This is a genomic window from Devosia sp. (assembly GCF_014860165.1).
Classification (GTDB): domain Bacteria; phylum Pseudomonadota; class Alphaproteobacteria; order Rhizobiales; family Devosiaceae; genus Devosia.
Genome location: NZ_JACZKG010000070.1, coordinates 20,313 through 45,465 on the forward strand (window position 1 = coordinate 20,313; position 25,153 = coordinate 45,465).

General features: G+C 64.1%; 27 protein-coding genes, 1 tRNA gene and 3 pseudogenes. 15 read left to right on the forward strand and 16 right to left on the reverse strand.

The features are described from left to right. Positions 1-281: 281 nt before the first annotated feature. On the reverse strand, positions 282-857 hold the full coding sequence (locus IH615_RS17005) for an AAA family ATPase (protein WP_291363687.1): 576 nt from the start codon (positions 855-857) through the stop codon (positions 282-284). Then, a complete protein-coding gene (mgtE, locus tag IH615_RS17010; RefSeq protein ID WP_291363689.1) occupies positions 839-2,254 on the reverse strand; it encodes a magnesium transporter in 1,416 nt (471 codons plus the stop codon). Before mgtE ends, IH615_RS17005 begins: the two co-directional genes overlap by 19 nt. Positions 2,255-2,361: 107 nt before the next feature. On the opposite strand from mgtE, the gene IH615_RS17015 reads away from it, so the two are divergent. After that, entirely contained in the window at positions 2,362-2,727 is a 366-nt protein-coding gene (locus IH615_RS17015) for an MmcQ/YjbR family DNA-binding protein (RefSeq protein ID WP_291363691.1), read from the forward strand. On the opposite strand, the pseudogene IH615_RS17020 reads toward IH615_RS17015, so the two are convergent. Further along, a pseudogene (locus IH615_RS17020) lies at positions 2,724-3,017 on the reverse strand (IS630 family transposase); the annotation flags it as partial. The gene IH615_RS17015 and the pseudogene IH615_RS17020 sit on opposite strands and share 4 nt — an antisense overlap. Before the next feature lie 10 nt (positions 3,018-3,027). Between IH615_RS17020 and IH615_RS17025 the strand changes: the two are divergent. After that, entirely contained in the window at positions 3,028-3,702 is a 675-nt protein-coding gene (locus IH615_RS17025) for a DMT family transporter (RefSeq protein WP_291363693.1), read from the forward strand. A gap of 47 nt (positions 3,703-3,749) precedes the next feature. On the opposite strand, the pseudogene IH615_RS17030 reads toward IH615_RS17025, so the two are convergent. Then, positions 3,750-3,917: pseudogene (locus IH615_RS17030) on the reverse strand (IS630 family transposase); the annotation flags it as partial. Positions 3,918-4,080: 163 nt separating this feature from the next. On the opposite strand from IH615_RS17030, the gene IH615_RS17035 reads away from it, so the two are divergent. Next, positions 4,081-4,236, forward strand: coding sequence for a hypothetical protein (locus IH615_RS17035; RefSeq protein ID WP_291363695.1), 156 nt, complete (start codon positions 4,081-4,083; stop codon positions 4,234-4,236). Positions 4,237-4,288: 52 nt separating this feature from the next. Here IH615_RS17035 and IH615_RS17040 read toward each other — a convergent pair. Continuing rightward, positions 4,289-4,373, reverse strand: a tRNA-Leu gene (locus tag IH615_RS17040). A gap of 234 nt (positions 4,374-4,607) precedes the next feature. Beyond that, positions 4,608-4,841: a FliM/FliN family flagellar motor switch protein gene (locus IH615_RS17045; RefSeq protein WP_291363697.1), complete on the reverse strand. Its 234-nt coding sequence runs from the start codon at positions 4,839-4,841 to the stop codon at positions 4,608-4,610. 80 nt (positions 4,842-4,921) lie between these two features. On the opposite strand from IH615_RS17045, the gene lipB reads away from it, so the two are divergent. Together lipB and IH615_RS17055 are read left to right on the forward strand one after the other, a co-directional pair. Beyond that, complete coding sequence (lipB, locus tag IH615_RS17050) at positions 4,922-5,680, forward strand: lipoyl(octanoyl) transferase LipB (RefSeq protein ID WP_291363700.1); 759 nt, start codon at positions 4,922-4,924, stop codon at positions 5,678-5,680. 27 nt (positions 5,681-5,707) lie between these two features. Beyond that, complete coding sequence (locus IH615_RS17055) at positions 5,708-6,232, forward strand: DUF4282 domain-containing protein (RefSeq protein WP_291363702.1); 525 nt, start codon at positions 5,708-5,710, stop codon at positions 6,230-6,232. A 68-nt stretch (positions 6,233-6,300) separates the two neighbouring features. On the opposite strand, the gene IH615_RS17060 is transcribed toward IH615_RS17055, so the two are convergent. Further along, positions 6,301-6,678, reverse strand: a complete 378-nt coding sequence (locus IH615_RS17060; protein ID WP_291363704.1) for a DoxX family protein — start codon at positions 6,676-6,678, stop codon at positions 6,301-6,303. Between the two features lie 261 nt (positions 6,679-6,939). On the opposite strand from IH615_RS17060, the gene rimO reads away from it, so the two are divergent. After that, on the forward strand, positions 6,940-8,271 hold the full coding sequence (gene rimO, locus IH615_RS17065) for a 30S ribosomal protein S12 methylthiotransferase RimO (RefSeq protein ID WP_291363706.1): 1,332 nt from the start codon (positions 6,940-6,942) through the stop codon (positions 8,269-8,271). Between the two features lie 180 nt (positions 8,272-8,451). Here rimO and IH615_RS17070 read toward each other — a convergent pair whose 3' ends face one another. Next, entirely contained in the window at positions 8,452-9,615 is a 1,164-nt protein-coding gene (locus tag IH615_RS17070; protein WP_291363708.1) for an HPP family protein, read from the reverse strand. 153 nt (positions 9,616-9,768) lie between these two features. Between IH615_RS17070 and IH615_RS17075 the strand changes: the two genes are divergently transcribed. Beyond that, positions 9,769-10,671 carry an alpha/beta hydrolase gene (locus IH615_RS17075; RefSeq protein ID WP_291363710.1) on the forward strand — a complete coding sequence of 301 codons (903 nt, stop codon included), beginning with the start codon at positions 9,769-9,771 and terminating at the stop codon, positions 10,669-10,671. A 15-nt stretch (positions 10,672-10,686) separates the two neighbouring features. Here the strand turns inward: IH615_RS17075 and IH615_RS17080 are convergent. Beyond that, positions 10,687-10,920 (reverse strand): annotated as a pseudogene (locus IH615_RS17080) (phytanoyl-CoA dioxygenase); the annotation flags it as partial. A 27-nt stretch (positions 10,921-10,947) separates the two neighbouring features. Further along, the gene (locus IH615_RS17085; RefSeq protein WP_291363712.1) at positions 10,948-11,862 is read right to left on the reverse strand and encodes an esterase; all 915 of its coding nucleotides are present in this window, start codon (positions 11,860-11,862) and stop codon (positions 10,948-10,950) included. A gap of 130 nt (positions 11,863-11,992) precedes the next feature. On the opposite strand from IH615_RS17085, the gene IH615_RS17090 reads away from it, so the two are divergent. From IH615_RS17090 to folK, 4 genes are all read left to right on the forward strand, one after another. After that, on the forward strand, positions 11,993-13,762 hold the full coding sequence (locus IH615_RS17090; RefSeq protein WP_291363714.1) for an SLC13 family permease: 1,770 nt from the start codon (positions 11,993-11,995) through the stop codon (positions 13,760-13,762). 67 nt (positions 13,763-13,829) lie between these two features. Next, a complete protein-coding gene (gene folP / locus IH615_RS17095; RefSeq protein ID WP_291363716.1) occupies positions 13,830-14,678 on the forward strand; it encodes a dihydropteroate synthase in 849 nt (282 codons plus the stop codon). Positions 14,679-14,705: 27 nt separating this feature from the next. Beyond that, on the forward strand, positions 14,706-15,092 hold the full coding sequence (gene folB / locus IH615_RS17100; RefSeq protein ID WP_291363717.1) for a dihydroneopterin aldolase: 387 nt from the start codon (positions 14,706-14,708) through the stop codon (positions 15,090-15,092). Next, positions 15,089-15,535 (forward strand): 2-amino-4-hydroxy-6-hydroxymethyldihydropteridine diphosphokinase, encoded by a 447-nt coding sequence (folK, locus tag IH615_RS17105; RefSeq protein WP_291363719.1) that lies wholly within the window; start codon positions 15,089-15,091, stop codon positions 15,533-15,535. The genes folB and folK overlap by 4 nt, the downstream gene beginning before the upstream one ends. Here the strand turns inward: folK and IH615_RS17110 are convergent. Genes IH615_RS17110 through crcB form a run of 4 tightly spaced genes read right to left on the reverse strand, consistent with a single transcriptional unit; the run spans position 15,532 to position 18,332 of the window. Then, entirely contained in the window at positions 15,532-16,311 is a 780-nt protein-coding gene (locus IH615_RS17110; RefSeq protein ID WP_291363720.1) for an ATP12 family protein, read from the reverse strand. The genes folK and IH615_RS17110 overlap by 4 nt on opposite strands. After that, positions 16,304-16,972, reverse strand: coding sequence for an HAD-IA family hydrolase (locus IH615_RS17115; RefSeq protein WP_291363722.1), 669 nt, complete (start codon positions 16,970-16,972; stop codon positions 16,304-16,306). The genes IH615_RS17110 and IH615_RS17115 overlap by 8 nt, the downstream gene beginning before the upstream one ends. Next, positions 16,969-17,955 (reverse strand): RluA family pseudouridine synthase, encoded by a 987-nt coding sequence (locus IH615_RS17120; RefSeq protein WP_291363724.1) that lies wholly within the window; start codon positions 17,953-17,955, stop codon positions 16,969-16,971. Before IH615_RS17120 ends, IH615_RS17115 begins: the two co-directional genes overlap by 4 nt. Then, a complete protein-coding gene (gene crcB / locus IH615_RS17125; protein ID WP_291363726.1) occupies positions 17,952-18,332 on the reverse strand; it encodes a fluoride efflux transporter CrcB in 381 nt (126 codons plus the stop codon). The genes IH615_RS17120 and crcB overlap by 4 nt, the downstream gene beginning before the upstream one ends. A gap of 112 nt (positions 18,333-18,444) precedes the next feature. Here crcB and IH615_RS17130 point away from each other — a divergent pair, with 112 nt between their 5' ends. Continuing rightward, on the forward strand, positions 18,445-19,572 hold the full coding sequence (locus IH615_RS17130) for a patatin-like phospholipase family protein (protein WP_291363728.1): 1,128 nt from the start codon (positions 18,445-18,447) through the stop codon (positions 19,570-19,572). Positions 19,573-19,578: 6 nt separating this feature from the next. On the opposite strand, the gene IH615_RS17135 is transcribed toward IH615_RS17130, so the two are convergent. Together IH615_RS17135 and IH615_RS17140 are read right to left on the reverse strand one after the other, a co-directional pair. Then, on the reverse strand, positions 19,579-20,895 hold the full coding sequence (locus tag IH615_RS17135) for a replication-associated recombination protein A (protein WP_291363730.1): 1,317 nt from the start codon (positions 20,893-20,895) through the stop codon (positions 19,579-19,581). A 48-nt stretch (positions 20,896-20,943) separates the two neighbouring features. Further along, complete coding sequence (locus tag IH615_RS17140) at positions 20,944-22,407, reverse strand: DegQ family serine endoprotease (protein WP_291363733.1); 1,464 nt, start codon at positions 22,405-22,407, stop codon at positions 20,944-20,946. Between the two features lie 125 nt (positions 22,408-22,532). Here IH615_RS17140 and IH615_RS17145 point away from each other — a divergent pair, with 125 nt between their 5' ends. The 3 genes from IH615_RS17145 (at position 22,533) to IH615_RS17155 (ending at position 25,131) form a co-directional block, all read left to right on the forward strand. Further along, complete coding sequence (locus tag IH615_RS17145; RefSeq protein ID WP_291363735.1) at positions 22,533-23,102, forward strand: hypothetical protein; 570 nt, start codon at positions 22,533-22,535, stop codon at positions 23,100-23,102. Positions 23,103-23,304: 202 nt separating this feature from the next. After that, positions 23,305-24,486, forward strand: coding sequence for a hypothetical protein (locus tag IH615_RS17150; RefSeq protein ID WP_291363737.1), 1,182 nt, complete (start codon positions 23,305-23,307; stop codon positions 24,484-24,486). A gap of 102 nt (positions 24,487-24,588) precedes the next feature. Continuing rightward, positions 24,589-25,131, forward strand: a complete 543-nt coding sequence (locus IH615_RS17155) for an AAA family ATPase (protein WP_291363739.1) — start codon at positions 24,589-24,591, stop codon at positions 25,129-25,131. Positions 25,132-25,153: the final 22 nt, after the last annotated feature.

The window sequence follows — 25,153 nt, forward strand, 5'->3', positions numbered from 1 at the left end:
CGGAGAAAACCAGTCCCATTGAGAGCAGGCAGACCAGGGTCCAGGTCGCTGCTCGCCACAGCGTGGCGGTGGTCTTCGGTTGACTTCGCATGATCGCTCCTTGTCAGCCGTTCACTTCGGGCCCTGTCGCGTTGCACGGCTGCAGCACCCGATAGCAAATCGTTAACCGCGTCATAAATGCTTTGCAAGCGGCCAAGTTGCCACACTCCACAGGCAGATCGATTGGGCTGGTTAAGCGCGACCAACCACATTTCCGGGCTTTTTAGACGCTGGCTGTAAGTTCAGGTCCCGAGGAGACTCCTGAAAACCGACATGGGCGACCGATTATTCCAGGCCGCGAGGATAGAGCCGACATTTTCGGTCGCGTCGCCCTCGCCCTGCACCTCGAAGTCATAGGTCTTGCCACGGTGAATGGTGCGGAAATCCTGCTCGGCGCTGCCCGCCGGCCGGTCGCCCCTCGCCTTCTCGCGCTCGATGAGCAACGGCAACGGGCAACGGACGCCCACAAAAAACACGTCGAACGGCGCAAACAGCTGCACCAGTTGCTCAAGCCAGCCCTCGCCATCGAGGATATGCTCCAGCACCAGATTGTTCCCAGCTCCCGCATAGGCCGCCAGCGAGCGGTGAAATCCGTCGAAGAACGGCGCCCGCGCCGCCTTCCAGTCGAATTCGCCCGACTTGAACCGCGCCATTGGCAACACGCCCGAGTCGCGCAGGTGATCGATGGAAATATGCCAGAACGGCTCGCCGATGCGCGCCTGAACCCCGCGCGCCAGCGTCGACTTGCCGCTGCTCGATGCACCATGCAGGAAGATGATCTTGCCCGGCTCCACCATGGCTAGAACAGCCCGAACCACAGCCCCGCAATGCCCAGGAATGCGAAGAACCCCACCATGTCGGTGATCGTGGTCACGAACACCGCCGAGGCAATCGCCGGATCGGCCTTGAACTTGTCGAGCATGATCGGGATGAGGATGCCCGCCGTGCCAGCCACCACCAGGTTGATGACCATGGCCAGGGCAATGACGATGCCCAGTTGCAGGTCGTTGAAGCGCAGCCAGGTCACCAGACCAATGAGAATGGCGAAGATCACCCCATTGGCGCAGCCGACCACCATCTCGCGGGTGATCAGCCGCCGCAGGCGCCGTCCGTCCAGCTCGCGCATCGCCAGCGCGCGTACCGTCACCGTCATGGTCTGGGTGCCGGCATTGCCGCCCATCGAGGCCACGATGGGCATGAGCACTGCCAGCGCCACCATCTGGTCGATGGTGGCGCCAAACAAGCCGATCACGAAGGACACCGCCACCGCGGTGAACAGGTTGATCACTAGCCAGGGCACGCGGCTGCGCACGGTATCGACGGTGGAGTCGGAAATATCCTCGTCGCCCACGCCGGCCAGCAGCTTGATATCCTCGTCCGCCTCTTCGTGGATGACGTCAACGATGTCATCGATGGTGAGCACGCCGACCAGCCGCTTGCTCTCATCGACCACACCCACTTCCACCAGGTCGTAGCGCTCGAAATCGCGCGCGGCCTCTTCCTGGTCTTCGTTGGCATCCACCAGCACGAAATTGGTGTTCATCAGCGCTTCGATGGTCGTGGCGCGCTGGGCCCGCAGCATCTTGTCGAGCGGAATGGTACCGAGCACCTGATAGGACGCGTCCACCACGTAGATCTGGTAGAATTCGTCCGGCAGGTCTGGCTCGCTGCGCAGATAGTCGATGGTCTGCCCCACCGTCCAGAAGGGCGGAATGGCGATGAAATCGGTCTGCATCCGCCTGCCGGCGGATTCTTCGGGAAAATCAAGGCTGCGCTTGAGGCTGAGCCGCTCGAAGGTCGGCAGCTTGGCCAGCACCTCGTCGCGGTCTTCCTGCTCCAGATCCTCGAGAATGGCCACGGCATCGTCATTGTCGAGACCGCTGACGCCGCGGGCGATTTCCGCATTGTGCAATGCGTCCATCAGCTCGACGCGAACAGATTCGTCCACCTCGGTGAGGGCGGCGTAGTCGAAGCGGTCGCCCAGCAGCCGCACCAGGTGCAGGCGCTCCTCGGCATCGAGCGATTCGAGCACGTCACCCACATCCGCGGGGTGCAGCGGCGCCATCGCCGTGGCGACATCTTCGTCCCGTTCGGCAGCCAGATAGGCGCGCAGGCGTTCCAGCCACAGCGGGCTGATCCGGTCCTCGGCGTCGCGCAGCGCATTGAAATCTATCCCGGCGTCATGGCCGGGCACTGTCTCGGGATCTGTGCTCATTGGGAGCCCTTTGTGTGTCCGGAGTTTCGGGGGCAGCCAAGCTGTAGCCAATCGGGTCGGGATGCGCCAGACTGGCAAATGGGATTTGCATTGGTTAGGCACACACAATGACTGCTGATCTCGACCAGGTATTCGGCCGCATCGAGCAGCTCGCGCAGGCGCGGCGCCTGCCTGAGGTGGCGCGCACGCGCAGCGAGGGCCTGCCATCGCTCCGGGTTGGCGGCAAGACCATCGCACGGCTCAAGGATGCGGCCACGCTGGTGCTGCTCTGCCCCTCCGAGCAGAAGACCCTGCTGATGGACATCTCGCCCGACATCTATTTCGAGACCGACCACTATGTCGGCTACCCGGCGGTGCTGATCCGGCTCGATACGGTGGACGACGAGGAGCTGTCGCTGCGGCTGGAGGATGCATGGCGCTTCGTGCAATCGGCCGGAAATGGCAAGGCCCCAGCCGACCCGCGCGCCGACTAGTGGATGGAATCTAACACTTGGTGCCCTCGTCTGACGGCGGCGATGATGCGGTCTGAGTCGGCGGTCCATGTGAAGGGCTTTGGGTTTGCATTGGTCTCGGTGACGAAGCGGTTGATGGCGGCTTGCAGGTCGACGACGGATCACAAGACGCCGCGCTTGAGGCGACGACGACTGAGCTTGGCGAAGAAGCCCTCCACCGCGTTCAGCCATGAGGCGCTGGTAGGCGTGAGGTGGAAGACGAACCGTGGATGCCGCTCGAGCCACGCCCGCACCTTCGGGTGTTTATGGGCGTCCTGCGTCGTGGCGACCGGCCTCAACGGCCTCGCCATCTTCTGGCTGATCGACCGGGCGTCGCCGCAATTCGTGGCGCTGGGCAATTACATGATGCCGATCGGCAATATCATCCTCGCCATGGCGGTGCTCGGCGAAGTGCTGGCGCCGGGACAGTATCTGGGAACAGTGGTGATCCTGGTCGGCATGGCGCTGTCGAATGGCGGCCGCGGGCGCCAGCCATCGGCCGTTCCTCGCCCGCGGAGTGACGGGGCGGCGAGATCGGCGTTTCGCGTCACGACTCTAGAGTCGACAGGGCGTGCTGCGGGGCTTAGGCTCTCCCCAGCCCGTGGATGTGCAGCCCGCGGTTCGAGCTTGATCGGGGAGTCACAGATGAAGCATCTGCTTGCGGCCGTCGCTCTACTCGCAGTTCTCGGGACCCATCCGATAACGCTAGCCGACGACGCAACCGACGACGCAACCGACGACGAGCCCGCTGCCGCGGTTGAGGACCCTTTCGCTTTGCCACCGGAGTTGCAGGGCCCCTTCAACGTAAACGCCCTACCCGACCCGAACCTTACCGTCGAACAGGTCAAGGCCGAAGCGGAAGCCGCGGTACAGCAGATGTTGAAGGAGCTCGGCCCAAATCCAACCCCCGAGCAGATTGCCGACTGGATGCAGCGGCACAGGTCGCGGAAGAACTAGGGCCGGTCCGTAGCCACGGTTCAGTAGCTAGTGGATGGAATCTAACACTTGGCCGTCCGGCGCATGATCTCGACGGTGCCAATGCCGTCGGCGCTCAGCAAGAGGATGGCCGCTCGCCAGGCGTGCTTTTGCGCAGCGTTGCGGTCGTTGCTGATGGCTTCGAGCCGGCGACGGTCAGCCGACGTCAGGGTGATGGAAATCCCGGTGGCATGCATCAGACTCGCATGCGCGGCGATCAATAGGAATCCCCAACCGGACTCTTATGTCAGGCGGATACCACTAGCATCCGCTCAGCCCTATCTTCGCCCCATTGGGGCCATTAGCTCACGGACGCTTGAAGACCAAGATCAATCTATGGTTCAAACCAAAGGAGATCCTATGTCCCGAATTCTGCTTGCGCCGCTGGCCCTTGTGCTGGCGCTTGCCCTGGCTGCCTGCGGAGGCGCCCCGGACAATTCCACCGCGCCGCCAGCCGATGCCGCGCCGGCCGATCCGGCCGCCCCTGCCGATCCGGCTGCGCCGCCCGCCACCTAAGACAAAAGGCCGTCCCGAGGGACGGCCTTTTTCGTCTCATCCGTAGGATGAATGGTGCGGTCGAGAAGACTCGAACTTCCACGTCTTGCGACACAGCGACCTCAACGCTGCGCGTCTACCAATTCCGCCACGACCGCACACTTTGGTAGAGCCCCACCCCAAGGGGCGAAGCGAGTGGGGATGTAGCAAAGGTCTCTCCCAACCTCAAGCGCTTAAATCGAGATTTGCGCGCAGGCTGTGGAGACGGGCTTGTCCCGAACGTTACAACCCGTCATCACCCGGCTTGTCCGGGTGATCCATCCAGGATCCGAAAATGGATTGCCCGGACGAGCCGGGCAATGACGGAAGCACGAGTGAACGCGGTCGCTCACCTATCCCCGCCTGAAGATCTTCTCCGATATCACCACACGCAGGTGGCCGTCCTCGACACTCACCTCGCCATGAGCGATCAGCGTGCTGTTGGCATAAATGTTGAGCGGATCGTTCTCATGGGCGTCCAGCTCGATCACCGCGCCGCGACCCATCCGCAGCAGATGGTGGATCGGCATGGTGGTCGCGCCCAGTTCGACCGTGATATCCACTTCAATATTGTCTAGCGTGTTCATAGATAAGTGCGTAACCCCGGCCCGGCCGACATGATGCGGCCGCTGAATCTCTCACAGCTAACTCTCTGGCAAGCATGGTTATGGAAGCGTTAACGTCAGGCAGCGATGCATGCGAAACCAGTAACAAACTGGTACGCTTGGATGCCCGGCCTGTGGAATGGATCATTTCGGCCGATCCCGTGCCCTATCCGGTGGCGCTGGAAACGATGCGCGCCCGTGCCGCGGCCGTCGCCGCAGGCCAGGCCGAGGAGGCCGTCTGGCTGCTTGAGCACCCGCCCCTCTATACGTCTGGCACCTCGGCACATCCCGAGGACCTGCTGTCGGATCGCTTCCCGGTCTATGACGCCGGGCGCGGCGGGCAATATACCTATCATGGCCCCGGCCAGCGCGTGGCCTATGTCATGCTCGACCTGACCCGGCGCGGTCGCGATATCCGCTGCCTGGTCAAGGGCCTCGAAGGCTGGGTGATCGACACGCTGGCGGCGCACAATATAGCCGGTGAGCGCCGCGACGGCCGCATCGGGGTCTGGGTCAAGCGCCCGGACAAGGGTCTGCTCAAGGAAGACAAGATCGCCGCCATCGGCGTGCGCGTTTCCAAATGGGTGACCTTCCACGGCATTTCGCTCAACGTCATGCCCGATCTCAGCCACTATGACGGCATCGTGCCCTGCGGCATCTCCGACCAGGGCGTGACCAGCTTCGAGGACCTTGGCCAGCTCGTTTCCATGCCCGAAGTTGATTCCGTGCTGCGCCGGGCCTTCGAAGGCCGCTTCGGCCCTACCGTTTCCGCATCAGAGGAAAGCCTTGTCAGCACTGGTCCGCATGGCCAAGTTGCGTAACAATCGAATCGAGCCTTGGAGGACGCGATGACCCTGGACGACCTGAAGCGCCTGTTCACCCGGCAAACGCTGTTCCGCCTCGATGCGATCCTGTCGCCGCGGCTGGTGCCCATCTTCTATGCGCTCGGCCTCGCCGGCATCCTTCTCTGGGCCGTCAGCCATCTGTTCTGGAGCTTCGGCTTCGGCTTCGGCAATGGTCTGTGGGGCCTGCTCGAGATCGCCGTCTTCGGCCTGCTCTCCCTGGTGGGCCTGCGCATCGCCAGCGAGGCACTGCTGGTCTGGTTCAAGGCGCACGAGCAGAGCGGCGAGACGGTCAACCGCTCGCGCTACTCGGCTTCGCTGCTCGATGAGGTGCGCGAGGCGATCAGGGACCTGGCCGAGGAAGGCGACAATCTCGATTATGCCGAGGCCGACGAATACATCACCCCGGCCACCGAGCCTGCCCCCTATGTCCCGCCCGCCAGCGAGGTGCCACGCGCCCCGGCCACGACCCCCGGCGAAGTGTTCAAGCCACGTCGCACCGCCAAGCGGACGCCGCCGCCCAAGGGGTAACCTGAGCCTCAATGAAAAGGGGCCGCCGGATGTCAGTCCGGCGGCCCCTTTGATTTCTGCGCGGCAGACTACTGCTTGTTGACGCTCCAGGCGCCCGGACCGGCAAACACCAGGTAGAGGAACACGAAGCAGAACAGGATGGCAGCGTCGCCGCCATTGTTGGCCGGGAACAGGTTGCCCGGCGCATGAACCATCCAATAGGCGACGGCCATTGTGCCCGAGGCGATAAACACGGCCGGGCGGGTGAAGAAACCGACAATGATCATGACGCCGGTGATCAGCTCGATCACGCCGGCAGCGCCGAACAGGCTCATCAGCGGCGGCTGGAATTCAGTTGCGGGGAAGCCGAACAGCTTCTGCGTGCCATGCAGCACGAACAGCAGGCCGGTCACGATGCGCAGGACAGCGAGGGCCTGCGGCGCATAGGCGGAGAGACGATCGAACATGTGTTAGTCCTTGAACTAAGGGGGGAGTGCCGCGCCACCCCATCAGGCGCATCGGCAAAAACCCCGATAAAGCAATCGCTTGCGTTCAAGTACCGGACAAATAGCAGACACACTGTTCACCGTAGCCAGCGATCACCTTCGCGTGTCCATCGCCTTGGACAGGCCAGCCCCGCGTCGCGCGGGAGGCAGTCACATTGCGTAACCGTCAAACATTCTGTATGACGCGCGCAACCATTTCCCACATCGGAACTCAAAGCTCTCATGAGCCAAGCGCCAAAAATTGGCCTCGTCAGCCTCGGCTGCCCCAAAGCCCTCGTCGACAGCGAACGCATCATGTCGACCCTGCGCAGCCAGGGCTATTCGTTCAGCCGCGATTATGCGGGTGCCGACATCGTCCTCGTCAACACCTGCGGCTTCCTCGACAGCGCCAAGCAGGAATCGCTCGAAGCCATCGGCGAGGCCCTGAACGAAAACGGCCGCGTCATCGTCACTGGCTGCCTGGGCGTCGAGGAAGAGCTGATCCGCAAGACCCATCCGTCGGTGCTCGCCATTTCCGGCCCGCACCAATACGAGAACGTGGTCAGCGCCGTGCATGAGCACCTGCCGCCCGTGCCCAATAAGTTCGTCGACCTGGTGCCGGAAGCCGGCCTCAAGCTGACCCCGCGCCACTACGCCTATCTCAAGATTTCCGAGGGCTGCAACAACCGCTGCTCGTTCTGCATCATCCCCCAGATTCGCGGCGACCTGGCCTCGCGCCCGGCAGCCGGCATTCTCGGCGAGGCCGAAGGCCTGATCCGCTCGGGCGTCAAGGAGCTACTGGTCATCAGCCAGGATACGTCAGCCTATGGCGTCGATATCAAATATGCCGAAAGCAACTATCGCGGCCGCCCGGTCAAGGCCAAGTTCTATGACCTCGCCAAGGAACTGGGCCAGCTCGGCGCCTGGGTGCGCCTGCACTATGTCTACCCCTACCCGCATGTCGACCAGGTGATGGAACTGATGGCCGACGGCCTGGTCCTGCCCTATCTCGACATTCCGTTCCAGCACGCCTCCCCCAAGGTGCTCAAGGCCATGCGCCGCCCCGCGCATCAGGAAAAGACCCTGAATCGAATTCTCGACTGGAAGCACCAAGTCCCTGATCTGACTGTGCGATCCAACTTCATCGTCGGTTTCCCCGGCGAGACCGAGGAAGATTTCGAGATGATGCTCGACTTCATCGAGGAAGCCGAAATCGACCGCGCCGGCTGCTTCAAATATGAGCCCGTCACGGGCGCCCCGGCCAACGAGCTCGAAGGCATTGTCCCCGACGACGTGATGCAGGATCGCTGGGAACGCCTGATGGAAGTGGCGCAGAACGTCTCCACCGGTCAGCTCGCCAAGAAGGTCGGTCGCACCATCCAGGTGCTGGTGGACGACGTACAGCCCGAGGCCAACAAGGCCATCGCCCGCTCCAAGTGGGACGCCCCCGAGATCGACGGCCAGGTCATCATTGCCAATGCCACTGGCATCAAGCCGGGCGACATGCTCGACGTTGTGGTGACCGACAGCGACGAATACGACCTGTTCGCCGAGCCGGCGAAAGCGCTGAACTAAGAGCGACTTAGCCGCGAATTCGGACTCAAGTTCAGAGGCGTCGCGCCAGCGGCGCCTTTTTGTTGGTCGGCTGGAGCCTGGCCCCCTCCAGTGCGGTCAGCACTGCGGCAGGATCATACCCATCACCACGTCATTCCCGCCTTCGCGGGAATGACGCGGGGTTGTAGAGCGGATCGTCGCCTACAGCCCCTTGCCGCTCGCCACCGCGAACATCGCCGCCATCACGTCCGACTGCGTTACCATCCCCACAAGGTGTCCCGCCTCATCCACCACTGGCAGGTGGTGCAGCCCGGCATCGGCCATGAAGGGCACGATCTGCGCGATATGGGTCTCGGGCCGCGCCGCCTTGACCGGGGCGCTCATGATGTCTTCCACCTGGCCCTTGAGCCGCCGATCCGAATTGCTGATCGAGCGCAAGCGCCAGCCCAGGCCCGACCCCGTCGCCGACATGCCCCAGTCGGCTTTGTCGAGCAGGTCGGTCTGCGTCAGGATGCCGATCACCCGGTTGTCGAGGTCGACCACAGGCAGCGCCTTGATGTGATGCTCGCGCAAATGTCGCAGCGCCTCGCGCAGGCCGGTCTTGGGCCCGACCGATTGCACATCGCGGCCCATGATGTCAGCGCAGGTAACGCCGCCCGAGCGCCGGTCATAGGCGCGGATTTCTGCCCGGTGCAGGATGTCTTCGAGATCATCGGTCGCGACAGGCAGCACCAGGTCATACTGCGCCAGCACGGCGCTGATATCGTCCTGCGTCACGCCCAGCCTGCCCATCGGCAGCGGATCGGCGGTGCGGTGCGGATTGCCGGGCACCGGCGCCAGATGCGGATAGCGGCGGCCGGTGAGATTGTTGAACAGCAGCGCCGCCAGCAGCAGCAGCACCGAATTGACCAGCACCGGCCACACCACGAAGCCATAGCCGGCCGACTGGATAGCCGGCCCGCCCAGCACCGCCGTCAGCGCCACTGCGCCACTCGGCGGATGCAGGCACCGCAGCGCCATCATGACAGCGATGGCAAGGCCCGCCGCCAGCGCGGCCGCCAGCATCGGCTCGCCGACATAGCGGGCGCAGGTCACCCCGATCAGCGCCGCGATCGTATTGCCGCCAATAATCGACCAGGGTTGCGCCAGCGGGCTCGTCGGCACCGCGAACAGCAGCACGGCCGACGCCCCCATCGGCGCGATCAGCAGTGGCACGTCGCTTGTGCCCCCCAGCGCCAGCCCCGCCACCGCCCCGGTGACCAGGATGCCGATCAGCGCCCCGATCGACGCACGCAGCCGCTCGCCCAGGCTGACAGGCGCCAGGCCGGGCACGAAGCGCTTGATGAAGGGAAGAACCGCGGACATCGCGTGCGGATGTAACAGGCCGCACGGCGGTCGCCAACTGGTTGCTCGCCCACGGTTTTCCATAATCAACGGCAAGGCCAGAATATTCTTCCGCCCGCTTGTCGATCCGGTCCGCTTCCGCTCGTCGCCAAGGCATACCCCGAGGAGGTTCCCATGCTCAGACGTACATTCCTGTCCCTGACCACCGCGCTTCTGCCGCTCCTGGCATTGCCCGTGCATTCCCAGCAACCCACCCAGCCTGCCCAAGGAGCTGCCATGCTGCCCGCCCCGTCCAAATCCGGTTACGCCCCCGTCAACGGCGTCGAGGTCTACTACGCCGTTTTTGGCGAAGGAGAGCCTCTGGTGCTGCTCCATGGTGGCCTGATGAATATGGGAATGTTCGGTCCGGTCCTCGCCAAGCTGGCTGAGACTCGCCAGGTCATCGGTGTCGATCTCCAGGCGCATGGCCGCACCCTGCCCTTCGACCGGCCGATGACATTCGAGGCCCTCGCCACCGACATTGCCGAGCTCATCGGGTGGCTCGGCTTCGAAAGGGCCGACATCATGGGCTATTCGTTCGGCGGCATCACTGCCCTGCGCACCGCCATCGATCACCCCGAGGTGGTGGACAAGCTGATCGTGGTCTCGGCGCCCTTCGCCTATTCGGGCTGGCACGACTACAATGCCGAGGGCATGCGCCAGATAGGCGCGCACCTGGCCGAGGGCATGATGGGTACGCCGATGTACGAGGCCTACGTTTCCGTCGCGCCCGACCCGGACAACTTTCCCAAGCTGCTCGAGCAGATGGGCAGCATGATCGGCAAGGACTACGACTGGTCCGCCGAAATCCCCGGCATCACGGCGCCTACCCTGCTGGTAGTCGGCGACTATGACGCCGTCCGTATCAGCCACGCCACCGCATTTTTCGAGCTGCTAGGCGGCGGCAAGATCGATGGCGGCTGGGACGGTTCGGGGATGACGCCCAATCGCTTCGCCGTCATTCCCAGCGTCACCCACTATGCCATCGGCAGCGATTTACGCCTGGCCGAGGCTGCCATCGGGTTCCTCGATCTGTAATCCGCCCGCTGGGGCTCAATGCCAGCTCTTGAGCCCCAGCAACTTCTCGCCCAGCAGCGTGAGCTTGGCCGTCGTCGCATGCTTCCTTTCCCATTCCCGCGGATCACCCGGGAAGGCGTCGCGCTGCGGGTGGTCCAACTCGCGCCACAGCCGGATGTGCTCGGTGCGCTCGGCCACATTGCCCGCGTCGGCCGGGAACATCGAAATATACTGCGCCATCCGCACCCGGTCCTTGGGGTGGTTGGGCCGAGTGTGTCGTCGGGCGCAGTGCCCCACCTACCGCGCAAACGCCTCGAACGGATTGACCTCCGTCAGCTGCACCATGACAGCCTCACTCACACCCGCTGCCCGCAGCTTGGGCAGCACGCTGTCCACCAGATGCGTATAGGGCCGTGGCTCGCCACCACCGGGCTTGGCCGGGTCGAACCAGCCCATGTCGTGGCTCAGCAACAATTGCCCGCCCAGCCCAGCTTCCAGCGCCTTGAGGATCAGCGGCACGCTCTCCTCGTCCGGCACCCAGCCAAGATTGTCATATTCGATCCAGGCGCCACGCGCCGCGACGGCCTTGTGCATCTCGAAATCCGGCTCGGCCTGGGTATGGATCGAGATGAACCGGCTGGCCGTGTAGCCCTCCGCCTCGATGATATCGAGCTGGTCCATCACCACGCGCCCCTTGATCGTATGCGAGCCGATGACCGCCCCCGTCGCCTTGGCGGCGCGAGCGGCGGCGCGCAGGATGCGGGCCTCGATCGGGGTAATGCCGTCATCGCCGGCGCTGATCTTGATCCAGGCGGCCTTGACACCCGTATTGCCGACGCCCTGGGTGAGATCGCGCAGCATCGCCGCCTCGAGCTCGGCTTCGCTGGCTGTGCTCACCCATTCCGGAATCCATGGCTCGCGATAATTGCCCGTGGGTACCACGATGGGGAAATTGGTCGCCTTCGACACGGCCAGGTCGAGATCCACGCGCAACCCTACGCCACCGGTCGAACACTCGACCAAAGCCGTGATCCCCTGCGCCTTGATCGCCTCGATCTGCGGTGCCATCAGCGCCACGACGTCGGCCGCCTCGGCCTGGGCATAGCCCGGCTGGTCGGGTGTGCGCAGGTCGACAAAGACATGCTCGTGCGGCAGGATTTTGCCCAGTTGGGCCTTGGTCAGTGGCCCAAGCGTGGTGAAAAGCTGCTTCATCCGGACTCCTCCGCCATTCGGCGCAATTGGGTTGGGTTTCGCATCTAATACTGCAATGGGACGATTTTGGCACTTGCAGACGCGCCCCGATCTGCGGTGTGTTGCGCTGGCCGCTATCGGTGGAGCCCCAATGACCCTGCCTCAAGTGTTCGTCTTCCTGACCATCGGGCTCATGATGCTGGCCTTTGTCTGGGGGCGCTGGCGTTATGATGTCGTGGCCGTCGCCGCACTGATCGCCGCCATGGCGTTGGGCATTGTGCCACCGTCCGAGGCTTTCAGCGGCTTCTCCGACGATATCGTCATCATTGTCGGCAGTGCGCTGGTGGTCAGCGCTGCAGTCTCCTATTCCGGCATCATGGAGGTCGCCGTCCGGCGCTTTGCCCCCGGAATCAGCTCGCCCCGGGCCCAGCTCATCCTGCTGGTCGTGGTCGTGACCGTGCTCAGCGCCTTCATCAAGAATATCGGCGCACTCGCCATCATGATGCCGATCGCCTTCCAGATGGCGCGCAAATCCAGTGTGTCGCCGTCGCTATTCCTCATGCCCATGTCGTTCGGCTCGCTGCTCGGCGGGCTGATGACCCAGATCGGTACCTCGCCCAACATCATCGTCTCCCGCATTCGCGAGGAGATGACCGGCCAGCCCTTCACCATGTTCGACTATACGCCCACCGGCCTGGCACTTTCGGTGGTCGGGGTGATCTTCCTCAGCCTCTGCTATCGCCTGCTGCCCGAGCGCCAGCGGCAGGGCATCGGCATGGACAGCGCCATCGAGATCAAGAACTACACGACCGAAGCCCGCGTAGCCGAGGAATCCCCCGCCATCGGCAGGACTGTGGCCGAGATCCAGCGCAATGCCGACGGACGCGCCATGATCATCCGCATCCTCGGCGCCTCCGGCCAACGCCGCACGCCCCTGCCCGACATGAAGCTGCGGCTCGGCGACATCCTGGTCATCGAGGGCGCCGCCGATGCGCTGGACAATATGGTGACCCAGTCCGGCCTGGTTTTTTCCGAGCGGCGCGGCGCCGCCACCAAGGATGCGGCCCATATGGGCACCATCGAGGCGGTGATCGGGGAAAGTTCGGCGCTGATCGGGGCGACAGCGCAGGAGCTGACCCTGTTCGACCGCACCGGGCTCAATCTGCTCGCGGTCAGTCGGCGCGACCAGCGCTTCACCGAGCGGCTGGGGCAGATCCGCTTCCAGAACGGCGACGTCATCCTGCTGCAGGGGCATATGGGGCGGCTGCCCGAACTGCTGCGCGAGTGGGATTGCCTGCCACTGGTCGAGCGTGGCCTGCGCCTGGGCAGTGTCCGCAACGGTCTCGTCCCTCTGGCCATCCTGCTGGTCGCCATGGCGGCGACCGCCTTCGGCGTCGTTCCAGTGGCGCCGGCCTTCTTCACTGCCGCCGTCGCCATGGTGCTGAGCCGCTCGATCCCGCTGCGGGACGTCTATTCCGCCCTCGATGCACCGATCCTGATCATGCTGGCCTGCCTGATTCCCGTTTCGGATTCGCTGCGCAGTTCGGGCGGCACCGATCTCATCGCCAACTGGCTTTCGGCCACCGCCAGCACCCTGCCCGACTGGGGCGCCCTGGCCCTCATCATGGTGGCGACCATGGCGGTCACCCCCTTCCTCAACAATGCCGCCACCGTGCTGGTCATGGCCCCCATCGCCGCGACTTTCGCCACCAGCCTGGGCTATGCTCCCGAAGCCTTCCTGCTCGCCGTGGCCATCGGCGCCGGTTGCGACTTCCTTACCCCCATCGGCCACCAGTGCAACACCCTGGTCATGGGCCCGGGCGGCTACAAGTTCGGCGACTATTGGCGGCTCGGCGCGCCCCTCTCGATCCTGGTCGTACTGGTCGCCGTGCCTGTGCTCATGCTGGTCTGGCCGTTCTGACTACTGACCGCGCCGAATCTGCAGTAGACCACATGGCGAGCCTGCCCAACCACGAGGTCGTGCCGCCATGCACACCACCCACACCATCCCGCTGCCCGGCCGCGCGCCGCTGATCCTCGGCCAGACGCCTCTGGTCATGGGCATCCTCAACGTCACCCCCGACAGCTTCTCCGATGGCGGCCAGCACAACCTGCTCGACAGCGCCCTGGCCCATGCGCGGCAGATGATCGCCGAAGGCGCCGATATCATCGATGTCGGTGGCGAAAGCACCCGGCCGGGCTCGGAACCGGTGGGCGTGCAGGAGGAACTGGATCGCGTCATGCCCGTCATCGACGCACTGGTCGCTGACGGCATCGGCGTGCCCCTCTCCATCGACACCTACAAGCCCCTGGTGGCCGACCAGGCCATCCAGGCCGGCGCCACCATCATCAACGACGTCCACGGCCTGCAGGGCGCCCCGCAAATGGCCGAGGTCGCCGCCCTGCACGACGTGCCGGTCATCGCGATGCACTGGCAGAAGGATCGCGACACGACCCGGCCGCTGTTCGACGACATGCAGGACTACTTCACGCACAGCATCGCGCTGGCGGAACGGGCCGGCATGGGCCGCGACGGGCTGATCCTCGACCCCGGCTTTGGCTTCGGCAAGTCGCTTGCGGAAAACTACCAGCTTCTTGCAGGCTTTCTTGCGGCATGCCCGCAGCAATTTCCGATCCTGATTGGCACCTCCCGCAAGTCGATGATCGGGAAGCTGCTCGACAATACGCCCGACCAGCGCCTGGCGGGGACGATCGCAACCACTGTGCTCGGCTATATCAATGGCGGTCACATCTTCCGGGTGCACGATGTCAGGGCGAACCGCGACGCCCTTCGCGTGGCGCAAGCGACGCTGTATGGTCCGCCCGCGGGCCTATAGGCTCCGCCTGCAGAACGGGGATAGCAGATGAGCCAAGGCTTCACGGGCGACCGTATCATCCTGAAAGATCTGGGTTTTTATGGCTATCACGGCGTCTTCGCCGAGGAGGCCAAGCTAGGCCAGCGATTCTTCATCGATCTGGAACTGGGTGTCGACCTGTCGGGCCCCGCCACCACCGATCGCCTCAGCACCGGCATATCCTATGCGGAAATCTATGACGTGGTGAAATCCGCCTTCGAGACCCGTCGCATGAAGCTGCTCGAAGCCGTGGCGCAGAACATCGTCGACGCAATCTTCGAGGCATTTCAGACTGTTAACTGGGTCGTCATCCGCGTTCGCAAGCCGGAAGCGCCCATTGCCATGGTCCGCGGCGAAGCGGCGATTGAACTGCACCGCGAGCGGAAAACGCAATGAGCTCAAAGGCCTGGCTGAGCCTCGGCGCCAATCTGGGTGATCCGCCGGCGCAACTCGCCGATGCGGTCCGGCGCATCGCCGCACACCCCCAGATCACCATAATCGCCCAATCCAGCGTGCTCAGCACCGAGCCATGGGGCAAGACCGACCAGCCGGACTTCGCCAACATGGCCATCGGCATCGATACAACGCTCAAGCCTATGGAATTGCTGGATGTTCTGCTCGGCATCGAAGTGGCCATGGGCCGCGTGCGCGAAGAGGTCTGGGGGCCGCGGCTGATCGATATCGACATCATCGCCTACGACCAGTTCGAAATCCGGACACCTCGCCTGACCCTGCCGCACCCCTATGCGCATGAGCGCAGCTTCGTGCTGGTCCCCTTGGGCGAAATCGCCCCCGAGGTCAACGACTGGGTCAAGGCGACAGCGGCCAAGCCGCGCTAGGCGCGCATCGCGTCCAGCACCGCCACGGCGGTATCGAACTCGACCCGGCGCTTGACACGGCGCTCGGCGGCCTCATCGTCCTCGCCCCAGTGGCTGATCTGGTAATCCTCGTCGACATGCGCCGCCTGCCACACCTGGTCGGGTGAAAACAGTTTGTGCCAGAGGCCCATGGCCAGAAGACCTGAACCGGTCAGTCCGGTGATCGACACCAGCGCGGTCAACACGAACAGGTTTTCTCCCACCAGCGCCTCCGCCAGGCGGTCGAGCGTCGCCTTGGGCTGCGACTGGTGGATGATGCCCATTGTCGGCTGAAAGCTGACGCCGAAATGGCGGGCAATGGCGGTCAGCGCCTTGTCCCAGGCCAGTTCCTGCTCCGAAACCAGTTCCCGCGGGCTTTCGGCGCGATAGAGCATCAGATCGCTGGCGGCGAATTTGACGACTTCCTCGCGGAAGGCCGGAATCATCTCCTCGCCGCTCTCAATGGCCGAATTGATGAGCCGAACCATGGGCATGGTGGCCGGGTCGATGAACTCGCCCTGAGCCGCCCATTCCTCGGCCATGGCGGTGGCAATGGCCGCGGCGGGCACGAGCACCGGCAGCTTCCGCCCCGGCGTGCGCACAGGCCTACCATCGAGCGTGACGACGAAGCCGCCATCGATCGGACCCGCCGCGACTTCCTTGTAGAAGCGCTTGGGCAGTTCAACCCTGTTAAGGTGCTGGGCGCGGCCATAGCCATCGTCGCGATGTTGGTGGGCGTCCTCGAGCTGATCACGCATGGGTCTTTTCTTCCAGCAATTGGTCGATGCGATCATAGAGCGCATTGAAGCGGTCGACAGTGGCCGTGGCCCCGGCGGCCACGAGTGCCGCCACCGGTTGCAGGCCCCAGGCCACGCCGATGGATCGCACCCCGGCAGCATTGGCCATCTGGATGTCGAACACCGCGTCGCCGATCATCACCGTCTCGCCTGGCCCGACGCCGCACTCGTCCATGGCAGAATGGAGCATGCCTGGATGGGGTTTGGACGGATTGTCATCCGGCGTCTGCAGGCTCGTGAAATAGTGGGCCATGTCGTTCTGCGCCAGGGTCTTGTCCAGCCCTGCCCGCCCCTTGCCGGTCGCCACGGCAAGCTGCATTCCCGGCCGCGCCTTGAGCCGATCCAGCAGCGCCCGCGCGCCATCGAACATGGGCATCTGGCCCGGCAGGGAGGCCGCGGCGGCGGCCCGGTAAGCGTCGAACAGCGCCGAGATCACCTCCGGATCGTCGCTGCCGGATACGGCGCTGAGGTAGATCGGCAGCGACAGGCCGACATTGGCCCGGATCACCTGTTCGGACGGCGCCGCCAGGCCAACAGCGGCAAAGGCCTTGAAGACCCGCGCCGTGATCTCGGCGCCACTATCGATCAGCGTGCCGTCCATGTCGAAAACGACCAGGCTCACGCGCCATCCTCCGGGTCGCCGCTGACATCGTAACGATCGGGGTCGAAGCCCAGCGTTTCAAAGCTCGCCCGCATATGCGGCGGCAAGGGCGCCGAGATATCGAGGCGCTTACCGTTGCGCAGCGGAATGGCGATGCGGCGGGCATGCAGGTGCAGGCCCTCGCTGAGGCCCGGAGCGCCCTGCCAGTTCTCGATATTGAAATAGCGCGGATCGCCGATAATCGGCGTGCCGAGCTGGGCCATATGCACGCGCAACTGGTGGGTGCGGCCGGTGACGGGCTTGAGCGTGACCCAGGCGAAGCGCTTGCTGGCCGTGTCGGTGGTCGAATAGTAGCTCATTGAGTGCTGGGCGCCCGGGGTGCCATTCTTGACCACCACCATCTGCTCGCCGTCTTCCGTGCTCTGGCGCGCCAGGAAGCAGGAGATTTCGCCCTGCTGCGGATGCGGGTTGCCGGCGACCACCGCCCAGTAGATCTTGCGGGCCGAGCGAGAGCGGAACACGTTGCCAAAATGGCTCGCCGCCTGCTTGGTCTTTGCGACGACGAGGCAGCCAGATGTGTCGCGGTCGAGGCGATGCACCAGGCGCGGCGCCTCGCCCTTCTTGTTGGGCAGGCTTTTCAGCATGCCGTCGAGATGGCGCTTGGTGCCGCTGCCGCCCTGCACAGCCAGGCCATGGGGCTTGTTGAAGACATAGATGTCGTCGTCCTCGTAGAGGATGAGGTCGCGCAGGAACTGGGCATCGGCCTCGTTGAGCTTGACCGGCTTGACCACATCCGGATCGTCGATCGGCGGGATGCGCACCGTCTGGCCACCAACCAGCCGCGTGCTCGTGGTCACCTTCGCCTTATCGACCTTGACCTCGCCATTGCGGATGAGCTTTTGCAGGCGTCCGAAGCCGAGCTGGGGGAAATGGGTGGCGAACCAGCGATCCAGACGCATCCCGTCTTCGTCGTCATTCACCTGCCGCTGTTGAACGCCACTCATGCCACGCCTCGGGTCACCAAAAGCCCGAGATAAAGCCCAATGAGGCAGAGCACAACCGACAACAGCACATAGAAGCCCGCCTGCAGCAGTTCGCCACGCTCGATCAGCGCGACGGTATCGAGCGAGAAGGTCGAGAAGGTCGTGAAACCGCCAAGGATGCCGACGGCGACGAACAGCCGGGCATCTCCCTGCCATGGCGGCAGGAAGCGGGCCATGAGGCCGATGAATATGCCCATGGCGACCGAGCCGATCATGTTGATGAGCAGGGTGGCGAGCGGAAAGCCCATTGGCCAGAGCCGACCGACAAGACTGGCAATGCCGAAGCGCGCCATGGCGCCAATGGCACCGCCCGCCCCGACCAACAAGAATGCCTGCATCTGCTGCCCCGCTCCACCAATAACCAATTGAACACCTCAATATGCAAGGCTCGCGCCGCTGCATACCAATATCGCCTAGTCTACCTGCCAGTCCCAGCGAGCGTCGAGCCATATGCCCCTAAAGGCCGCCCTGCAAACCGCGATCACCATAGCAGTGCTGCTGGCCGTGGCCGCCTGCAGCACCATGCAGCCGCGTCAGCAAATCCCCCCGCAACTGGTGGCCGAGGCAATCATTCCGGCCGATCAGCGTGTACGCTACTGGGGCGACGATGATGAATTTGCCCGCATTCAGGCGCAGGTTGCTCCGGGCCCCGACGGCGATGTGGACTATCTGACACTCTCGGGCGGCGGCATCAATGGCGCCTACGGCGCCGGCTTCCTGGTCGGCTGGACCGCCAAAGGCGGGCGCCCCGAGTTCGAAGTCGTCACCGGCATCAGCGTCGGCGCCATGATCGCACCCATGGCCTTTCTGGGACCCAGCTACGACGAACGGCTGCGCACAGTTTTTTCCAGTCTGACCCAGAAGGACAGCTCATCCGGCACCAACTTCCTGGGCGCGCTCTTCGGCGCGCCGTCGGTGATGAGCAATGCTCCCCTGCAAGCAGCCATCCGCGGCCTGGTCGACCACCAGACGCTCGACGCCATCGGCGCAGCCCACAGGAAAGGGCGTCGGCTCTATATCGGCACCACCAATCTCAATGCGCAGCGCCCCATGATTTGGGATATCGGCGCCATTGCCATCAGCAACATCCCGAACAAGCTCGACCTGGTGCACCGCATCATTCTGGCCTCAGCCGCCGTGCCCGGCATCTTCCCGCCTATCCTGCTCGACGTTTCGGCCCAGGGCATGGCGTTTGAGGAACTGCATGTCGATGGCGGCGTGACCGAGCAGGTTCTGTTGCTGCCAGGGGGCTACGAAGCCTTTGTCAGGAACCGCCGTGGCGTACAGAAGCTCTATGTGATCTTCAATGGCGTGGTGGCGCCCAGCCCCGCCACGGTGCGGATATCCAGCCTGTCGCTGCTTGAGCGCGCCGTGCCAACGTTGCTCAAATATCTCGGGCGCAGCAATCTCGAACAACTGAGCAATTCTGCCCGCAAGGCCGGGTTGGCCTTCCGCCTGACCGCCATTCCAGCCGATTTCCCTGAAAGCGCCAGCGTGTTCGGCAACCCGCAATGGCTGACCGCGCTCTATCAATATGGCTATCAGAGCGGCCGCGCCGGCACCTGGCAGACACGCTAGCGCCGACTACTCGTCCTTTTCGGCCTTTGCCGCACGCAGGCGCTCGAAATAGTCCAACCGCTTCTTGAGGTCGCGTTCGAAGCCACGCTCCACCGGCTCGTAGAACTTCTGCCGGCCGATCTTCTCAGGAAAATACTCCTGCCCTGAGAAGGCTTCCGGCGTGTCGTGGTCGTAGATGTAGCCGTCGCCGTAGCCCGAGCCCTTCATGAGCTTGGTGGGCGCGTTGAGAATGACCTTGGGCGGCATGGGCGACCCAGTTTCCCTGGCGACGCTCATGGCGGCCTTGAAAGCGGTGTAGACTGCGTTGGACTTGGGTGCGAGGGCCAGGTGGACCACCACTTGCGCCAGCGCTAGTTCGCCCTCGGGCGAACCCAGCATCTGATAGGCATCGCGCGCGGCGATGGCCATGGGCAGCGCCTGCGGGTCGGCCTCCCCGATATCTTCCGACGCCATGCGGATCAGCCGCCGCGCCAGAAAGAGCGGATCTTCACCGGCCACCAGCATGCGGGCGAAATAGTAGAGCGCAGCATCGGGATCGGAGCCCCTGATAGTCTTATGCAGCGCCGAAATCAGGTTGTAGTGCCCGTCCTGCGCCTTGTCGTAGATCGGCGCGCGACGCTGCACCACGGTAAGCAGACCCGCCGCATCGAGTGTCTCGCCCGCCTTGGCCGAGGCCAGCACTTCCTCTACCAGGCCCAGCAAGGCGCGGCCGTCGCCATCGGCCAGGGTGAGCAGCGTCTGGCGAGCCTCCGCATCGAGCGGCAGGGCCGCGCCGGTCAGCGCCTCGGCGCGCTGCACCAGCTTTTCGAGATCGTCGAGGTCCAGCGACTCAAAGCGCAGCACCTGGCTGCGCGACAGCAGAGCTGCGTTGAGCTCGAAGGATGGATTTTCGGTGGTCGCGCCAACCAACACGACCGTCCCGTCTTCCATGACGGGCAGGAAGCCATCCTGCTGCGCGCGGTTGAAGCGGTGGATCTCGTCGACGAACAGCAGCGTCCGATGGCCGGAAAGACGCTGGAAGCGGGCTTTCTCGAACACCTTCTTGAGGTCGGCGACGCCCGAAAAGACCGCCGATATCTGCTCGAACGTGTAACCGATCTGATCGGCCAGCAGCCGCGCCACCGTGGTCTTGCCCGTGCCCGGCGGCCCCCACAGGATCAGCGAGCCCAGCCGCCCGCTGGCAATCATGCGGCGCAGCGTGCCGTCAGGTCCCAACAGGTGGCTCTGGCCGATGACCTCGTCGAGCGAGCGCGGTCGCAATTGATCGGCCAGCGGCCGGGCGCGGTCGGTTTCGGAAGGATCGGCAGCGAAGAGATCGGACATGAGGCTCTTCTAGCCGATTGCCGAAGGCCGTGCCACGCCCTCGCGCCCCTATCCGCTGACAATGCTGCGCGTCACGCGGCCCTCGCGCTGCAGGATGATCTGCCAGGTGCGCACGCGCTGGCCGGCGGTGCCGGCAAAGGCCCGGGCGGTCTCCATCGGGATGTCGTTGAGCGCCAAAATGATGTCATCGACGCGCAGGCCCATCTGCTCGGCGGGGGACCCCGGCTGGACTGCGGTGACGATCACGCCACGCGCGTCATAGGGCAGCCCCTTGGCCTCGGCCAGGGCCGCATCCAGCTCCCGCACGCTGGTGCCGGCGAAGCGGGAATTGCCGGTGATGCTGGCCAGCATGTCGTCGGTCGGCGACGGCGCGGGCTCGACCGTGAAGGGAACGGTCTCGGTGCCGCCGCCGCGCAGGCGCTCCAGCATGGTCGACTGCCCGATGGGCTTGGTCGCCAGCCGGAAGTTGAAAGCGCTGGGATCATCGACCGCCACGCCGTCGACGCTGAGAATGACATCGCCTGCCGCAAAGCCGGCACGCGCTGCCGGCCCATCCGGCGCCACTTCGGCGATCAGCGCCCCATGCGGCGCCGCCATGCCCAGGCTCGCCGCAATGTCTGATGTGACCGCCTGCAGCTTGGCGCCGAACCATGGCCGCACAATCTCGCCGCCGCTGACCCCCGCCTCGGCCACCAGACGCGCCATATTGGCCGGAATGGCAAAGCCGATGCCGACCGAGCCGCCACTCTGGGAATAGATGGCGGTGTTGATGCCGACCAGCCGCCCGTCGAGATCGACCAAGGCGCCGCCCGAATTGCCCGGATTGATCGCCGCATCGGTCTGGATGAAGAACTCATAATCCGAGCTCTCCACCCCGGTGCGCGCCAGCGCCGAAACAATGCCTGATGTTACCGTCTGCCCCACGCCGAATGGATTGCCGATGGCCAGCACCAGGTCGCCCACCTGCAGTGCATCGGAATCGGCAAAGGCAATGGCGGGAAAGCTCGCATCGCCCGGCTGACGCACGCGCAGCACCGCCAGATCGGTCTGCGCGTCCTCGATGACGATATCGACCGCGAATTCCCGCCCGTCCGACAGCGCGATCCGCACATCCGTCGCACCCTCGATGACGTGGCGGTTGGTGAGGATCACCCCGCTTTGGTCGACGATGACGCCGGAGCCGAGCGATCGCGATTCCCGCGGCCGGCTCTGGAACTGGCCTTCGCCAAAGAACCGGGAGAAGAACGGATCATTGGCAAACGGCGACAGCGCCTGTTGCTCGATGCGGGTGGCGTAGACATTGACTACCGAGGGGGCCACCGAGCGGACCACCGGGGCGAAGCTGAGCTTGACCTGGGCTTCGCTCTCGGGAACCTGCCGCGACTGTTCGGCAGGCAATCGCAGCTCACTCTGCGCCAGGGTGGGCGTATGCCAGGGCATCAGGGCAAGAGTGCCGCCAACGGCGAATGTGGCCATGGCAACGCCGGCAAGCAGCAGCGGGCGCAACATCATCGATCGTCTCCACACCAGTTCGGCAGAGGCAGACGCCGGGATTCTGGCGCGAAAATGGCAGCGCCGATGTCGTTTGCCAGCGGTGCCAATGTACGATTAAGTCAAGCCAACCGGAGGAAATCGACATGCCGCTGCTTCGCCTTGCCGTCACCATGGTTGCCGCAATGGTTCTGGTCCTGCCGGTGACGGCCCAGGAGGAGGCCCTGGGCATTCCCGGGCCGATCATGTTCGAGGAAACCGCATTCGAGCTGGCCTGGACCAGCCACCCGAACGAAGCCTACTACAAGCAGGAATACCTCCCCTCTGGTGAGGCGCTGGAAAGCTACAGCCAGATGTTCATGATCGACGTACTGGTCGCGGGCGCTACGCCGGAAAGCGCCGCTGCCGACATGATCGCCGGGCTGGAGCAGCGCAAGGCCAGCGATCCGGTGGTCAATTTCGACATGATCGCCAATGAGGCGACAGGCGAACTCATCCTCGATTTCCTGCTCAGCGATTCCAGCACTGGCACCGTCATCGTCGAGTGGAACGCCTATCGCTACGTACCCTATGGCGACGGCCTTGTGTTGTTCGCCATCAGTCGCCGCGGCTATGACGACGAGGCGTCCGCCTTCATCGCCGACCTGGGCAACTGGCGGACAAGTTCAATCGAGTCGCTGGCGGTGATGGAACTCCCAAAGGTCGTGCTGGATTAGCCTCATAACGCCCGGCAAACCCTAGGGAAAACCGCGTCATCCGACCGTCGCATTTTGCGTCCAAATAAACGTTTGCGCCGGGGGTCACGTAGCCCTATATGCAGCGCTCACTTTGGCGCGTTTCCAACGGAAAACCGGGAGCCACTTTTCCCGGAAACGCGTTGCCGTTCCCGCATCCCCAGCCCCGAAAGGCCAGTCGTCAATGACCACCGAGCCGAACCACGTCTATTCGAACACCTCCGCCCTGATCGCGGCGGAAGCGCCGGATTTCCCGGCTTTCCTGTTCTCCGAACGTGAGCTTCACAAGGCTACGAAGGTGTTCCGGAAGGGCTTTGACGGGCTGCTGACCTATGCGGTGAAGTGCAATCCCTCCCCGCACATCATTGCGCAGCTGCATCGCGAGGGTCTCAAGGCCTTCGACGTGGCCTCCAATACCGAGATGGAACTGGTGCGCGACTACGCCCCCGGCGCGGTGATGCACTATAACAACCCCATCAAGAACAAGCGCGAGATTGCCCGGGCCTACGAGGAATTCGGCGTCCGCAGCTTCACCATCGACCACCCCCAGCAGCTCGACCAGCTGGCCGCCGTCGTGTCACCCAGCCGCGACGTGGAAGTCACCACCCGCTTCAAGGCCGGCAAGGCCCTTAAATCCTATGACTTCGGCATCAAGTTCGGCGTCATGGAACAGGGCGCAGCCGAAATCGTCACGATGGTCGACCAGATGGGCTACACGCCCAGCCTCTGCTTCCATGTCGGCAGCCAGTGCGAAGACGCCTATGCCTATGAGCGTCACATCGCCGCCGCCGCCCGCATCGTCGAAGAGAGCAACATCGAGCTCAAGCGCCTCAACATCGGTGGTGGCTATCCGGCCCCTTACCCGACCAGCGAAGCCCCGCCGATGGACTATTATTTCGAGACCATTGCCACGGCCGTTTCCGACCATTTCGGCGAGAAGCGCAAGCCCGAGCTGATCATCGAGCCGGGTCGCGCACTTGTCACGTCATCGACGTCACTTCTTCTTCGCGTAAAGCACCAGCGCGGCGGCCAGTCGGTCTATGTCAATGACGGTGCCTATGGCAGCCTGATGGAAGTCAAGTTCATGCACTTCACCCCGCCGGTGCGGGTGTGGCGCGGCGCCCGCGTGCATGACAACGACCAGGAATTCTCCGAATTCACCATCTGGGGCCCCACCTGCGACAGTTATGACGTGCTGCCCCAGGTCTTCACCCTGCCCTCCGACATCGACGAGGACGACTGGATCGAATTCGGCCTGATGGGCGCCTATACCCAGGCCTCCCTGACCCCGTTCAACGGCTTTGACCGCCGCGACCAGTTCTGGGTCGAGGAAGTCTATACCGGCAAGGACCAGCAGCCGGAGTAAGCCGGCCAGCGCCAAACGCCTCAAATCCCCGCTTCGGCGGGGATTTTCGTCTCTGCACCAACAGCTTTTCCACCCCGATCCTCAATCCATATCGGAACTGAAATGCACCCTGTCCTCCCCTTGGCCGATCTCGGCCCTCGCATCGTTATCTTCGGGCCATCCAATGCCGGCAAATCGACGCTGGCCGAAGCGCTGTCCCAAAACCTGGATATCCCGGCGGTTCACCTCGACCAGTTGCATCACACGCCCAATACCGACTGGGTACCGCGCCCCAAGGACGAGTTTCACGCGCTGCAACGTGCGGCAATAGCCGGCGAAGCCTGGGTCATGGACGGCAACTATAGCGAGCTGGTCGACGAGCGGCTGGCGCGCGCCACCGGCGCCATCGTGCTGGACGACAATCACTGGGTGCGATTGGGTCGCTACTTCAATCGCACCCTGTTCCAGCGCTACCGGCCCGGGGCCCTCGCGGGCAACAAGGACAGCCTGAAGTGGTCGATGATCCATTGGGTAACCTTTGCCTCGCGACACCACGGCGCTCGGTACCGGCAGATGGTGGAGCGCACCGCGCTTCCCCTGGTCTTTTGTGGCTCGATGGGTGAAGTCAAGGCCCTGTATCAGCACTGGGGGTTGACGGGGCGCTGAAGCCCCCGGGACCTCATAGTGA